The sequence below is a fragment of the Paenibacillus caui genome (genome assembly GCF_019904135.1).
GTDB lineage: Bacteria > Bacillota > Bacilli > Paenibacillales > Paenibacillaceae > Fontibacillus > Fontibacillus caui.
This window is the reverse complement of sequence record NZ_JAIOGQ010000039.1, coordinates 1-13,939: the sequence shown is the minus strand read 5'-3', so window position 1 is coordinate 13,939 and position 13,939 is coordinate 1. Positions and strand designations below refer to the sequence as shown.

Annotated in this window: 15 protein-coding genes; 2 read left to right on the top strand and 13 right to left on the bottom strand. The window is 53.8% G+C overall.

Going from position 1 to position 13,939, the window contains the following annotated elements:
* Positions 1 to 99: 99 nt before the first annotated feature.
* The 7 genes from K7397_RS18770 to hemE form a co-directional block, all read right to left on the bottom strand.
* A complete protein-coding gene (locus tag K7397_RS18770) occupies positions 100 to 921 on the bottom strand; it encodes a DUF92 domain-containing protein (RefSeq protein WP_223069902.1) in 822 nt (273 codons plus the stop codon).
* The gene (locus tag K7397_RS18765) at positions 922 to 1,557 is read right to left on the bottom strand and encodes a fumarylacetoacetate hydrolase family protein (RefSeq protein WP_223069899.1); all 636 of its coding nucleotides are present in this window, start codon (positions 1,555 to 1,557) and stop codon (positions 922 to 924) included.
* On the bottom strand, positions 1,554 to 2,330 hold the full coding sequence (locus tag K7397_RS18760; RefSeq protein ID WP_223069896.1) for a glycerophosphodiester phosphodiesterase: 777 nt from the start codon (positions 2,328 to 2,330) through the stop codon (positions 1,554 to 1,556). Before K7397_RS18760 ends, K7397_RS18765 begins: the two co-directional genes overlap by 4 nt.
* A 122-nt stretch (positions 2,331 to 2,452) precedes the next feature.
* The gene (locus K7397_RS18755) at positions 2,453 to 3,793 is read right to left on the bottom strand and encodes a CapA family protein (protein ID WP_223069894.1); all 1,341 of its coding nucleotides are present in this window, start codon (positions 3,791 to 3,793) and stop codon (positions 2,453 to 2,455) included.
* Positions 3,794 to 3,938: 145 nt separating this feature from the next.
* The gene (gene hemG / locus K7397_RS18750; protein WP_223069891.1) at positions 3,939 to 5,351 is read right to left on the bottom strand and encodes a protoporphyrinogen oxidase; all 1,413 of its coding nucleotides are present in this window, start codon (positions 5,349 to 5,351) and stop codon (positions 3,939 to 3,941) included.
* A 9-nt stretch (positions 5,352 to 5,360) separates the two neighbouring features.
* On the bottom strand, positions 5,361 to 6,308 hold the full coding sequence (hemH, locus tag K7397_RS18745) for a ferrochelatase (RefSeq protein WP_223069887.1): 948 nt from the start codon (positions 6,306 to 6,308) through the stop codon (positions 5,361 to 5,363).
* An 18-nt stretch (positions 6,309 to 6,326) separates the two neighbouring features.
* The gene (hemE, locus tag K7397_RS18740; RefSeq protein WP_223069883.1) at positions 6,327 to 7,403 is read right to left on the bottom strand and encodes a uroporphyrinogen decarboxylase; all 1,077 of its coding nucleotides are present in this window, start codon (positions 7,401 to 7,403) and stop codon (positions 6,327 to 6,329) included.
* 200 nt (positions 7,404 to 7,603) lie between these two features.
* Between hemE and K7397_RS18735 the strand changes: the two genes are divergently transcribed.
* Positions 7,604 to 8,818, top strand: a complete 1,215-nt coding sequence (locus tag K7397_RS18735) for an MFS transporter (RefSeq protein ID WP_223069875.1) — start codon at positions 7,604 to 7,606, stop codon at positions 8,816 to 8,818.
* A 9-nt stretch (positions 8,819 to 8,827) separates the two neighbouring features.
* Here the strand turns inward: K7397_RS18735 and K7397_RS18730 are convergent, their stop codons facing one another.
* The gene (locus K7397_RS18730) at positions 8,828 to 9,457 is read right to left on the bottom strand and encodes an O-methyltransferase (RefSeq protein WP_337926762.1); all 630 of its coding nucleotides are present in this window, start codon (positions 9,455 to 9,457) and stop codon (positions 8,828 to 8,830) included.
* Positions 9,458 to 9,576: 119 nt separating this feature from the next.
* On the opposite strand from K7397_RS18730, the gene K7397_RS18725 reads away from it, so the two are divergent.
* The gene (locus K7397_RS18725) at positions 9,577 to 10,722 is read left to right on the top strand and encodes a THUMP domain-containing class I SAM-dependent RNA methyltransferase (protein ID WP_223069873.1); all 1,146 of its coding nucleotides are present in this window, start codon (positions 9,577 to 9,579) and stop codon (positions 10,720 to 10,722) included.
* A gap of 92 nt (positions 10,723 to 10,814) precedes the next feature.
* On the opposite strand, the gene K7397_RS18720 is transcribed toward K7397_RS18725, so the two are convergent.
* The 5 genes from K7397_RS18720 to racE form a co-directional block, all read right to left on the bottom strand.
* The gene (locus K7397_RS18720; RefSeq protein ID WP_223069871.1) at positions 10,815 to 11,051 is read right to left on the bottom strand and encodes a YuzB family protein; all 237 of its coding nucleotides are present in this window, start codon (positions 11,049 to 11,051) and stop codon (positions 10,815 to 10,817) included.
* 25 nt (positions 11,052 to 11,076) lie between these two features.
* Positions 11,077 to 11,379: a HesB/IscA family protein gene (locus tag K7397_RS18715; RefSeq protein WP_223069869.1), complete on the bottom strand. Its 303-nt coding sequence runs from the start codon at positions 11,377 to 11,379 to the stop codon at positions 11,077 to 11,079.
* 119 nt (positions 11,380 to 11,498) lie between these two features.
* Positions 11,499 to 11,744, bottom strand: coding sequence for a YkvA family protein (locus K7397_RS18710; protein WP_223069867.1), 246 nt, complete (start codon positions 11,742 to 11,744; stop codon positions 11,499 to 11,501).
* 52 nt (positions 11,745 to 11,796) lie between these two features.
* A complete protein-coding gene (locus K7397_RS18705; protein WP_223069864.1) occupies positions 11,797 to 12,726 on the bottom strand; it encodes a M14 family metallopeptidase in 930 nt (309 codons plus the stop codon).
* Positions 12,727 to 12,887: 161 nt separating this feature from the next.
* A complete protein-coding gene (racE, locus tag K7397_RS18700) occupies positions 12,888 to 13,715 on the bottom strand; it encodes a glutamate racemase (RefSeq protein ID WP_223069861.1) in 828 nt (275 codons plus the stop codon).
* Positions 13,716 to 13,939 lie beyond the last annotated feature (224 nt).

Below are 13,939 nucleotides of genomic sequence, written 5' to 3'. Positions count from 1 at the left end.
AGGCCTTGCCGGTCGAAAGGCCGGGAGTCCTGGCTGGCTGCTCCCTCCCGGATCCAGCTTAGACCGAAAATTGCCCCTTCCCGGATATCCTCCCCTTGTTCAGGAGCCAAAAACAGAGCCGAGCCCCAAACTGACCAGGCCGCCTGCTGCCGAGCTGATCAGATTGACCGCGTCATTGCTCATCCAGGACAAGCCGCGATGACGGGCTGCAGGCTGGCCGCAGTGGTGCGAAACCTCAACCACTTTGCCGCATACGGCGCAGCGGTACATCCGCTGGACACTCGCTCCCATGATGGAATCGGCATAGGCGCCCGCAAGGCCGCCAGCGCCTCCCAGCAGCAGCTGAACGGGAAGCGAAAGCGAGTGGGGGGCATGTCCGCTTATGCGCAGGAACAGCCAGGCGAATGCTCCGATCAGAAGCCCGCCCGCAAGAGCGGCTGCGCTCCCGGCCAGTGAAACGCCGCCGGAGGTTCCCCTTGGCACCCGCTTTCCCGTCAGCACGGATCTGGGCGGCTTTCTGCTGAGCCCCCCAAGCTCCGTAGCCCACGTATCCGCCGTTACCGTCGCCATAATGCCGACAAAAGCGTAAACCCATAGCGGACTGGGCAGCACGAAATTCCCTAGACAGACGAGCATGCCGAGCCCGCCGTTGGCGAAAACCTGCCCGGCGTCGCGTCTGCCGGTTTTGGCATAAGATTTTTCCAACTCCTGCTTGCCTTCCGCTTTCCATTTGGACAACGCCGTAGAGGTGATGAAGAACGTGAGCAGAATGCCGAACCAGAAAAGATCGCCGGCCCTGTAATAAATCGTTCCCATCAGGATCGCGGAGGCCATGCCGGACAAAGACAATGACCGTCTCCAATAGGCAGCGCCCGCTACGATGAAGGCGCCTGCAGCTCCGATCAGCCAGTGGGCGAGCACTTAGCTTTCCCTGCTTCCCATACGGAAGCTGCCGAGGGCGCGTTCGCCCCAGAACAGTTCCAGCTTGTCCCCCGCAGCCATCCGACCAACGCCTTCAGGCGTTCCGGTAAAGATCAAATCGCCTTCGCCCAAACCGTAGTGCTGTGCAATATAGTCTACGATTTGCTGCAGAGAAAAAATCATATTTTTGATGTTCCCCCGCTGCGCTTCGGCTCCGTTCTTGAGCAGAACAAAATCGGTGCCTTCCAGCTCGCTTTGAGCCGGAAGCGCGAAAAAGGGCGTAATCGGCGCCGAGCCAAGAAAACCTTTGGCCGACGTCCAGGGGTGGCCTTTCTTCTTAAGTACGGTCTGCACATCGCGCAAGGTAAAGTCTATACCCAAAGCTATGACGTCTACCAGTTCCTGAATGGATTTGCCTTTCTCATAGGGACGGCCAATCCGGATCACCAACTCCGCCTCATAATGGATTTCTCCCCGGTTAGCCGGGAGCGAGATCTCCTGGCCTTCCATTTTGACTACCGCATGGCTCGGCTTTAGAAATATGAGCGGCTCGGTAGGGACTTCGTTACCCAGCTCCTCCGCATGCAGCCTGTAGTTTCTTCCTACACAATAAACGTTGCGAATCATTGAATTCATAATCTTCCCAGCCTCCACCATCTTTTTCTTTCCGTTGCTGCTGCCGGCTCGATAAAGGTTTCCCTGTAGACGTTCGGCCGGTTGGTGCAGATCAGGATGCCCCGGCTCAGAGCCGCCAGCCTCAGCATTGTTCTGGCGCGGTCCACGGTCCAGGCCATGATCTGCACATTTCGTTTCGCGGCCTCAGCCACCAGCTCGGTCCCGATTTTTCGGTGTCCGATCGACAGGAAGCCGCAGCCCAAATCCTTAAGGCGTCTGAACAGCTCAGGGGGTCTGCTGTCCGTAATCAGTCCGGTGACGATCTCGGGATCCTCCCGCTTCACTCTTCCCAGAGCGGTTATATTAAAAGAAGTCAGGACCGCCTCTTTCTGCATGTTCCGCCGCCTTACAGCCTCTATGATTTTTTTCTCCAGACCGGGATACATCCCGTCCTGCGTTTTGATTTCAAGGTTGACCTTGAGTCTTCCTTTGACTTCATCCAGCAGTTCATCCAGTGTCATAATTTGTTCACCTGCATAAAACACCGATTTCCAGCTGCCCGCATCCAAAGCTTTAAGCTCAGCAAGCGTCTTCTCCTTGACCGGTCCGCGCCCGTTCGTTGTGCGGTTTACCGTAAAATCATGAATCACGACGGGTACTCCGTCCCTCGACATTTGAACGTCCACTTCAATCCACTTTACGCAAGGCTCCTCCATGGCCATTCGGACCGCAGCCATTGTATTTTCGGGCGCAACGCTGGAATATCCCCGGTGCGCGGCGCAATAGCGTTCCAAAATGTACCGCTCCCTTCCGGACAGGACGGCGACTCTACTGTGTCTTGATCCACTTGGTCACCTGTAGCCCCTTTTATTTTACTTCTGTCAGCTTTGATGACAGGTTATAGAAGCAGCAGGCGCTACCTCGACAGAACGTTTCCTTCATTGTCAACGGTTACCCCGGGTGAGAGGTCTTGAATCTCCTTAAGTAGGCTTGCTCCCTTCACGGAATCCATTGGTACAGGCTGGCCAAGCGCAGCTTCATACGGAATCAGCTTCATGCTGCAACTTCCCTCTTTGGAACAGCGGGCTTCAAATATGGCGGTTTCCCAGGTTTTCTCGTTCGTGGATCTTGTAAAAATAAAATTGCCCGTGCTGTACGCAATCCATTTTCCTTTATATTGCTCAAGTCCTTGCAGCACATGAGGGTGCCCGCCTATCACCAGATCCGCTCCCGCGTCAATGAAACCGTGGGCGAGCGTCGTCTGTTTGCTGTCCTGCTGCTGGACGCGCTCTTTCCCCCAGTGCGCGACAACAATAACCAGGTCCGCCTTCTTTTTGGCTTCCCCGATCGCCTCATAGGCCCGGCCAGGATCATATACGCCGGCAACACCAGGCGTGTTCTTGCCTGCGTTCCAGTCCGCTTTCGGCAGCACGCGGCTGAATCCGAACAAGGCGATTTTGATCCCTTTGCGATCGACATAACAGGGAGCGTAAGCCTCATCCGCATTGGCTCCGGCGCCTACATAGGGAATGCCTGCATTTTTCAGGTGATCCATCGTATCCAGCAAGCCCTCTTCTCCCTGATCCAGCGTGTGATTGTTGGCCAGATTGACCGCATCCACGCCCGCTCTGGACATCGCGTCAAGCGCCCGAGGCGACGACTTGAACACATATTGTTTATTCTCCGCCCCTACACCCCGTTCCGTAACCGGCGTTTCCAGATTAAGCACGGTGAGGTCGTCTTCCTGAAACAGTCCGCTGACAAATTGGAATGGATAATCGAACCCTTCCTTCGCCAGCTTGTCGGCTACCTTGCCCGTGAACAGGGTATCTCCGCCAAAATGCAGCAGCAGCGAATCGCCCGCTTTGCCACTGCTGCCGCCGCTTGCCGTTCCCGCAGCTGCAGCTGTGCCCGTTGCCGAAGGTTCCGCCTCCTCGGACGATTCGGGGTCCGCCGAAGCAGATGCGTCTGCCGGGTCTGGGGAGGAAGGGCCAGCACTGCCGTTAAAATCCGCCTCTGCGGAGGAAGAAGGCGAATCGCTCCCGTTTCCCGAATTCGGAGAGCTCTCTTCCATGGCGACAGGCGGCGATTCATTGCCAGGCTCGCCGCTGGACGAAGATTTATAATAATAAAGATAAAGGCCGAACAAACATACGATTACGATTAGCGTCAGGTTAACAAGCATCCAGATGCGACTCTGCCGCTGCTGTTTTTTCTTTCTCTCTTGTTTGTATTTCTCTGATCTGGGCGGATACATGGCTCACTCCTCATTCCTAACAACAGTTTATACTGCCTCCTGGCAACGAACTGATCTTATTATATCAGCTTGCGAAGAACAAATAGAACCCCCGCCGCTGCAAAGGGTTCTGATTCGTTATTTCTTCGGTCTAAAAATTATCTATTTATCGGCTATCCGCCATTTCAAGGGCCAGTTCCTTGGCCTGCTTGATGCAATCAGGCATCCCCACGCCCCTGAAGGCCGCTCCGGTCATATAAACTCCCGGCAGCTTGTTGCGAAGCTCCTGCTGCAGTCGCTCTATGTTATCCAGATGTCCTACGGGATATTGCGGCATCGATTTCGGCAGCCGGGTAATTTCCGTAAACAGCGGCTTCGCATCCAGTCCCATGACTTCTTTCAAATCTTTAAGCACCAAAGCCGTTAATTCCTCATCCGGGAGAAAGACATTCTCTTCCGCTCCGGAGCGGCCAATATAGCAGCGAAGCAGCACTTTATCATCGGGACTGGTATGCAGCCATTTCGTCGAAGTCCAGGTGCAGGCCGTAATATTGCGCCCTTCCTTGCGGGGAACAAGGAAACCGGAGCCATCAAACTCTGTCCCGAAATCCTGCTTGTCAAATGCGAGCACAACGTTGGCTACGGATACATAGTTAATTGTGTCAAGCAAGGAGCAATCCATATGCGGACGCAGCAAATCCGCAGCGGCAAAAGCAGGCGAAGCGATGACCACTTCACCCGCCAAAAGCTTCTCTCCACCGCCAAGCTCCACCTCATAGCCGTCCTGACCCGCAGCCTGTATCGCGACTGCTTCAGTCTCCGTCCGCAGATCTACATCGTGCAGTTCATGAATCAGTCCGTGAATCAGGCTCTGGAGCCCCTGGCGAAAGGTAAGAAACGCGCTTCTTTTCGTTCCGGTATGGGTTTCAACCGGCTTGCGCCCTGTCATCATACCGCGGATGAGGCTGCCGTAAGCTTTCTCCACCTCGGCAAACTGGGGAAAAGTAGCCAGAAGGCTTAATTGTTTCGTATCCCCGGCATAAATTCCGGCAAGCAGCGGCTCCGCCACATTCTCCAGCACTTCAGAGCCCAGTCTGCGTTCAATAAAATGGCCGAGCGATTCATCGCCGGCATCCTTGCGGGCCGGTTTGACAAAGTCAAGTGCGGCTCGGATTTTTCCAATATTTGAAATGAGTCCGGTCCTTATGAACGGTCCTATCTCCGTCGGAATGCCCAGAACGAGTCCTCCCGGCATGGGATGCAGTTTGCCCCGGCTGACGATGTAGGTTTTCTTGGATTGCGGATTTTGCTGAACCAGCTCATGGTCAAGCTCCAGCTCTTTCGCCAAATCGATCATGGCCGTTTTGCGGGCCAGGAAGGAATCTGGGCCTTTTTCGATCACAAAACCGTCCCGATGCAGCGTTTCAATCATGCCGCCAAGCTTTTTCCCTTTTTCCAGAACGGTAATTTGCGGATTTAGGCCCTTCTCACGGTAGTATTTACGGATATAAAACGCCGCGCTAAGCCCTGTCAGTCCTCCGCCAACGATCACGATCTTGCATAAAGAAGAATCACTCATCGCTTTGTCTCATTCCTTTTCCCAAGCATGAATTACCGATTCGCTCAGCGCTTTGATATACAGCGGATCACTGTTCAGCATTTCGATCCGTTCCAGCCGCATGTCCAGTTCCTTCGCTGCCGCTTTCGCTTCGATATCCAGATCGTACAGCACTTCCAAATGGTCGGAAACAAACCCGACAGGCGCCACAAGGACGTCTTCTACCTGCTCTACGCTGAGCTCTTTCAAAGTGTCCAAAATATCGGGCCCGAGCCACGGCTCGGAAGTGCGTCCCGCGCTTTGCCACGTAAACTGCCAGTTGCTTACGCCCGTCTGTTCCGCTACCGCCCTGGACGTTTCAAGCAATTGCTCCCGGTACGGGTCGCCCATCTCCAGAATCCTTGCCGGCAGGCTGTGTGCGCTGAACAGCACCTTGACCTGATCCCTGACCGCCCCGGCCTCCTCAAACAGATCCAGTTTGCCCGCAACCCTGCGGCTCAGCGCTTCAATCAGGGCAGGATGCAAATGATAGCTCTTGACGAATTTCATCCGGATACCACATGCTTCCGCTTTCTCCCGAGCCCGTTTTATATAGCCGCCAACGCTCATGACGGAATAATGGGGGGCCAGCACGATGCCGACAGCTTCCCGAATGCCGTCTTCCCCCATCTTGCTTACGCCGTCTTCAATGAAGGGAGCCGCATGCTTCAGGCCCTGGTAACAGACAAATTCCGCCTCTCGGCCGGATTCGGCCGTTATCCGGTTCAGCGCCTCCTGAAGGGCGGAAGCCTGCTTGTCCGTATTCGCTCTAAGCGGAAAAACGCCGCCCACTATAGCTTCATAACGGTCTGTCAGCTCCTGAAGCTGCTCCCCGGTCGGCGGATTGCCGCGTCTGATGTGGGTATAATATGCTTCGATCTGGTCCATGCTTGCCGGGGTGCCGTAAGACATAACCAGAACGCCAATTTGCCTTTTCATGCTGCAGCCACCTTTCCACTAGGATTGACGGGACACCGTCCCGCCTTGGGCTGTGCGCCCGATGGCGTCAGCCGAATATTCATGCACAAATTCAGTGAGCTCGCGGAGCTTGTCCAGCGAAGCTTCCGGAAACAGGCCGTGTCCGAGATTGAAGACAAATCCGGGCTCCCGGACGCCTTCATCTATAATTGCTGCGGCATGCCTTTTAATTAGTTCCATTGGCGCCGTAAGCACATAAGGATCCAAATTGCCCTGCACCGCATGTCCCCCGCCCAGCCGTTTCCGGCCTTCCGCAATGGACACACGCCAGTCCAGTCCGATCACATCAGCCTTAAGCTTGCCGAGAAGCGGCAGCAGCTCGCCCGAGCTTACGCCGGGAAAATAGATTTTCGGTACATTCAAATCCTGAAGTTCGGTAAAGATACGAGTAACCGTCGGCAATACATACTGTTCAAAATCCTTAGGCGCAAGCGTTCCCACCCAGCTGTCAAACAGCTGGAAGGCTTGCCCTCCGCTGCCGACATGCGCCCGCAAGTAAGCGATGACCATGTCGCCGAGCTTGTCCATTAAACGGTGCCAAAGCTGCGGCTCGCCGTACATCAGGCTTTTGGTGCGGATGTAGCTTTTGGAAGGACGCCCCTCGATCAGGTAGCTGGCGATGGTGAACGGGGCTCCGGCAAACGTGATGAGCGGAACGTCCAGCTCGCGGTTCAGGATGCGGATTGTCTCCAAAATATGAGACAGATCTCCTTCAACGTCGATCGGTTTCAAACGGTCTATATCGGCAGCCGAGCGGATCGGATGTTCGATCACGGGGCCGATATTTTTCACGATATCAAATTCGATGCCGAGCGAAGCAACAGGATTCATGATGTCTGAATACAGAATCGCTGCGTCTACCCCGAGCTTGCGAACGGGCATCATGGTCACTTCGGCGGCAAGCTCCGGCTGTTTGCATATCTCGAGCAATGTGAATTTTTCTTTAATTTTTCGGTATTCCGGATCGTATCTTCCTGCCTGACGCATGTACCAAACAGGAACCTGATCCACAGCCTGCTTGAAACAGGCCCGGATAAACCGGTCATTATATGTCATGAGGGCTGCCTCCAATACAAAAAAATCCCTAAATTACATTATGCCCTTTTTAATAGTAAGTAACAACCGTCACAAAAAGCCTAGCCATGACAAAACTATGAAAATGCGAAATCATCCGTGAGTTATATCAAATGTGATATACTGGATAATTGTGTTGACTGGTCGTACATAATCTTCGTCTACGAAAGGAGTGAAGCACTTTGAAAACATGGAAGATCAATCTCATTGTGCTTTGGTTCGGCACATTTCTGGTCAATGCCGGGATGACTATGATCACGCCTTTCCTGTCCCTGTACTTGTCGCAAAACTTGCACGTTCACGGGGAAAAGGCGCTTGGCTTCTGGGCAGGGCTGATTTTTGCGGCGAACTTCGCGACCTCCTTCATGTTTCAGCCGCTGTGGGGGAAACTTGCGGATAAATATGGACGAAAAATAATGCTGCTCAGATCCGGCTTCGGCATGGCCATCGTCATTTCGCTTATGGGCTTTGCCACCTCGCCGTGGCAGCTTCTGCTGCTGCGGCTGCTCAACGGTACAATCTCCGGCTTCAACCCGGCGTCCGTATCTCTCATTTCAAGCACGACGCCGAAGAAGAATATCGGCTTTGCGATGGGAATCATCCAGTCGGGAACCGTGGCCGGGACCATTCTCGGTCCGCTCATCGGGGGGCTTATGGCGAATTATATCGGTTTTCGGCCGATCTTCTACATCACCGGGTTGCTGCTGTTCGCCGCGTCCATGCTGGCGCTGTTCATGGTCCGGGAGAAATTCGACCGGCAGGAAGCGGCGAAGATGCGTGAGGTTTCCGTGCTCGCCGGCTTTCGCGAGCTTGGCAAAACCCCGCAGCTTCCCGCGCTGTTCGCCGTCACTTTTTTGCTGCAGTTCGCCATGCTCAGCCCTATGTCCGTCCTTCCGCTTTATGTGGAAAAGCTGCACGGCACAGCAGTAAACCTGCCGTTCTGGGCCGGCTTCGTCAGCGCGGTAACCGGCATGTCCAATATGGTTTCATCCCCGATATTGGGACGGTTCAGCGATAAGATCGGATCTCACCGCATCCTGACCTTTGCCCTGATCGGGGCATCGCTCACTCTGATTCCCCAAGCATTTGTGCAGTCGGTTTGGCAGCTTATAATCGTGAGATTTCTGATGGGAATCTGTATGGGAGGCCTTCTCCCCAGCGTAAACGCATTGATCCGGCTGTATACGCCGGATGGCATGGAGAGCCGGGCTTTTGGGTTCAACAGCAGCACGCTGGCTTTGGGCAATCTGCTCGGTTCGATGATCGGCGGCTTCCTGTCCGGTTATATCGGCATCGAAGGCCTGTTTGTCATTGCCGGCATCATGCTGCTCATCAACACGGTCTGGGTCCGAACCAAGCTGTACGGCAAACGCGCCAAGGCTGTATCTGTAAGGTAGCAGGCAGCTCTATCTGACCATAGCCAGCGCAAGTCCGTCAAAAGCCGGCAGAAATGTGCTCATCAGCCGCGGATCCGACGCGATTTGTTCATTGAACCTGCGCATGGCCTGAACCGACGGGCCGTTCTTGTCCGGGTTCAGGGTTCGTCCGCGCAGCAGCGTGTTGTCACCCACAATCACCGCGCCCGGATTGGCCAGGGCTATGGCTTGTTCCAGATAGTTCGGATAGTTCTCCTTGTCGGCATCTATAAAAAACAAGTCAAACCGTTCGCCCCGCTGCTCCAGAAGGCGAAGGCTGTCCAATGCTGGGCCGACCATATATTCCGCCTGGCCCCCAAACCCCGCTTCCGTTACATTGCAGCGGGCCAGCTCGGCATTGACTTCGCTCAGCTCCAGCGACAGCAGCCTGCCGGAAGGCGAAAGCCCCCTGGCCAGGCAGATGCCGCTGTATCCTCCCAGCGCGCCAATTTCAAGCACTGCTTCAGCGCGTGACAAGCGGACCAGCATCGTAAGCAGCCGGCCATAGCCCGCTGCAACCGACACGTCCTTTATGCCGGCTTCCGCAATGGAGCGTCTCACTTTCATCAGTACTTCGTCTTCACTATAAAGCTCCTCGCTGTATTGTTCAGGTGTAATCACAGCGTCCTCCTTCGATTTATCCTTACAAAACTGGTTTGTATCTTGAGTAACATTATCCTATACTAAATTGTATGGTTTTTGGACGATCCCTACAAGTCAAAACGGAGTTGAGAACATTCATGGCAGTACAACTGGAATTAATCGCCACGGCCCCGATGGGGCTTGAGGCGGTAGTCGCCCGGGAATTGCAGCAGCTGGGCTATACCGATACAAAGGTCGAGAACGGGAGGGTCACTTTTCCCGGCAGTCTGATCGATATTTGCCGCTGCAATTTGTGGCTTCGTACTTCAGACCGCATCTTGATCAAAATGGGCGAGTTCGAAGCCCGCACCTTCGACGAATTGTTCGAAGGAACCAAAGCGCTGCCCTGGCAGGAATTCATTCCGGCAAACGGTGAATTCCCGGTTGAGGGCAGATCCCACAAATCGCAGCTGAGCAGTGTCCCTGCGTGTCAAGGCATTGTCAAGAAGGCGATCGTAGAGAAGCTTAAGGAGACCTACCATACCGAATGGTTTCCCGAGAACGGACCGCGTTATGTCATTGAAGTGATTTTGCTGAATGACAAAGCGCTTCTGACGCTGGATACCACCGGTCCCGGTCTGCATAAACGCGGCTACCGCAAGCATGCGACCGAAGCCCCGCTCAAGGAGACGCTGGCCGCCGCTTTAATCCAGCTCAGCCGCTGGAATCCGTCCCGGCCTTTTTACGACCCCTGCTGCGGCTCCGGAACGCTTCCGATTGAAGCGGCCATGATCGGCTGGAATGTCGCTCCCGGGCTTCGCCGATCCTTCAACTCGGAGAACTGGCCTGTTATACCAGACAGCCTGTGGCAGGAAGCCCGGGATGAGGCGTTCGATGCGTTTGACGATTCCATCCCGCTTGAAATTACGGGCAGCGACATCGACCCGGGCGCGATTGAAATTGCCAAGGCTGCCGCAAAAGCGGCCGGTTTTGCCAAAGAGATCAAATTCGAAGCTCTGCCGGCAGCCCGTATACAGCCTTCAGGCGAGTACGGGTGCCTTATCACAAACCCGCCTTATGGAGAAAGAATTGGCGAGGAGAAAGAAGTCCGTAAGCTGATTGCCCAGCTTGGGCGGCTTTCCGTTCAATTGCCGACATGGTCTTTCTTCGCCCTCAGCCCGACCAAAACGTTCGAAAGCGATTTTGGCCGCAAGGCGGATAAACGGCGCAAGCTGTACAATGGTCGCATCGAGTGCCAGTATTATCAATTTCTCGGCCCTCTGCCGCCAAGGAGAACAGAATAAAGGCCCTTCTGCGAGGGCCTTTTTCATATTCCTGCTTATAATCCGATCTCTGTTCAAACAGAACTGTAAGAAGTATCAGAGCGGCACTAATACTAAGACTGCACGGGCTTCTTGACGAAAGCCTTCGCTTTCGCGAGCACTTCATCTTCGGTCGGCGCGCTGACATAACGGCCGTTAATATAAACGAAAGCCCGCTTGCCGCAAGGGCCGCAGTACGACTTGCAGCCGACCTTGATTTCGGCGTCAGGAGCCATTTTTTGCAGCTTCGGCAAAATGGTTTTCATACGGATAAACTTGCATTTGTCGCAAACGCGGATGTCGTTGGCCATGATCTCTCCCTCTGATTCAGGTCGATCAATGATCGCCGTGGTTTCCTTGGGACGGATTCGTAATCACAAATCCTTCTTCCGGGAAATACAGGTAGTCAATCTTGACTCCGTTCAGAAACGGATCGCTAAGGTCGATGATCACATCAATATCTTTGTCCGTGGAAACAACCGTGTCATTTTCACCGGGCTTCGTCAGGTCAAGTCCGTAATGTGCATGATCGCCGTGGGCATGCGTGATGAACACTTTCAGCGCAAGCCCTTTGTTCTCTTCTTTATCAAGCTCTTTCTTTATTACTTTAGCCGCATTGCGGGTTATCTTTACGCTCATGGCTCTCGCTCCTGTTCATTAATCAGTATCAGTACAGCTAACATTCCTATTGTAAAGAATCTGCCTGCCAAGCGCAAGGACAATCCTGTAGTTTGGAGCGCGAATGCCTGTCCTTCTGCTCACTGACGAGGAGGCGGATTGCGCCGTTCTGTACGATCTACAAACCAGTTCATCAGCAGCAGCGTAACGGCCATGTCATCAATAGGAATAAAAGGGAGCACGTCGGGCAGCACCCAGTAAAGTACGGCGGGTACGAGCAGCAGAAGCTTGTCCGCTAAAGGCACCCGGGCAGAAAAGAGCAGACCCGGCAGTATTTTGAACACATGGATCCACCGCCGGATCGACCCTATTTTTCTCCATTGCATGATTATCCCTCCTTCAGGAGTAGGATACCCATTTTTCAGGCTTCAGAAAAGCTCATGCACGCATTGCCTCTGCCAGTATAGCGGAAACCTCCGCATACATCGGCTCGAACTCCTTCACAGGCAGCGGATTCACACCTTCTCCCACCTCGATTGTAAACCCTGGACGCCGAAACTCCTGAATGAACCAATCCTTATAGCCCGCATCGCTTCCGCCAAGCTTCACAGCCTGGTAACCGCCTGCAGCGGCTAATCGCCGTGCAAGCCCTTCCGCTCCATCCGGTTCGAAATCGCGATAGTTCCAATAGATTTCCTTCCCCTGGCTGTGCAGCGACAGCACCGTGTCGAACGATTCCCGAAGCGTCAGATTGGCCAGCGCCACAGCTTCCGGTTCACTCAGCGGTTTAAAGCCGCTGTAATCCTGGGATGACGGACCCTGAGCGCCGCGCCGCTGCCGCTCTTCTTCCCAGAAAGCCGGGAATTGGTCATTCAGGTCGACTCCCCTGATATTCGCTTTCCAACGGCTGAAATCGAAGGAGCCTTTATTCCACTCAATCAGCTTTGCCTTATAGGCATTGCAATGAAACGGTCCATCCTGAACGAGATCGGCCCCATCCGGATTCGCCATCGGGACAGCCCAAAGCGTATTCCGCTGATACCACTGTTCAGCTTCCCCCTTCCACCTGGCCCCTGCTTCCTTTCCGTCCAGCGCCGCGGCGTATTCTTCAATGAATCGCAGCAGCAAGGGAGCTGTAATCCATTCATTGGCATGAACGGCAGCATTGACATGGACTTTTCGTTTGCCGTTTCCAAGCCGGATGCACCAGATCGGCTTGCCCAGCACGCTTTGACCGATTGAAGCAAACTGAAGAAAGGGATATCTGTCCTGAAGCAGACTGCACTTGCAGCAAAGCTCCGCATACCTGAATTTTTCGTCAACCAGACTGACGATCCTCTCCTGATTGTCCTTGTAAAAAAGCTGCATGACAGAACACCTCCATTTGGTAACACTGTATGCCCGGCCTGTTGTCCGATATGTCTCACCTTAGTATGCGCTTTCATATTTTGTTGCCGCTTTATCAGTTAAATTAAAACCCGCCCGCTTCGGAAGAAGAAGGGCAGGCTGCGCTTTAACTTTAACTTAATTTAAACCGCATCTCCGGCCGCCCGGCGCACATGCCACACGATTGGAGTCAGCTGGATTTCTTCATCCAGCCATTCCCAGGCTATCGTCTGAAACATCTTGACATCGCCGCTGCAGAAAAATTGATGAACAGGCGTCTTTTCCCCTTTTGAAAGCTGTCCTTTCTGGTACAAAACCGTGCTGATTTCCCTGGCTGTCTCTTCAGCCGAACTGATCAGCTTGACGCCCGGCCCCATCACTTCCCTGATCGCTCCCCGCAAAAAAGGATAGTGGGTGCAGCCCAGAATAAGACAGTCTATATCGTTCTGGCGCATGCTGTGCAAAGATCTTCGCACGACCTCCTTCGTATGCTCCGTATCAAACTGGCCTTGTTCTACAAGAGGAACGAGATCGGGACAAGCTTCACTGACGACTTGAATGTACGGAGAAAGCTCTATTAAAGCGGCCGGATAGGCTCCGCTTCGAATCGTTCCGACCGTTCCGATTACCCCGACATGTCCTGTCTTTGTGGCGCTGATGGCTGCCCTGGCTCCCGGGTGTATGACGCCAATGACCGGAATGGTCAATTTGGCCGCAATAAAATCAAGGGCGGCGGCGGTTGCCGTATTGCAGGCAATCACGACCATTTTCGGATTAAACTGAATCAAAAAGTCGACTATTTGTTCTGTAAACAAGCGGACCTGTTCGGGAGAGCGGGGACCATAGGGGGCTCTGGCCGTATCTCCAAAATAAATGATTTTTTCCCGGGGCAGCTGCCTCATCACTTCCTTGGCAACGGTCAGCCCTCCTACTCCTGAATCTAGTATTGCGATGGCTTGATGCACGAACATACCGCTTCCTTTTTTCATAGGTTTATAATACTCACCGTTACTCTATGCCGCGCAGGCTTAAAGCGTACCTAAATATCAACCCAATTTGATACGCTGCGCTAGAGTAAAGGGCAGAAAGTTCTGCCCCTCCTCATCAAACCGTACGTGAGGTTTTCCCTCATACGGCTTTCCGATGTTCGTCATTCATGTGCATGCAGATCACAAGAGCGTCTTTAGTTCGAGCT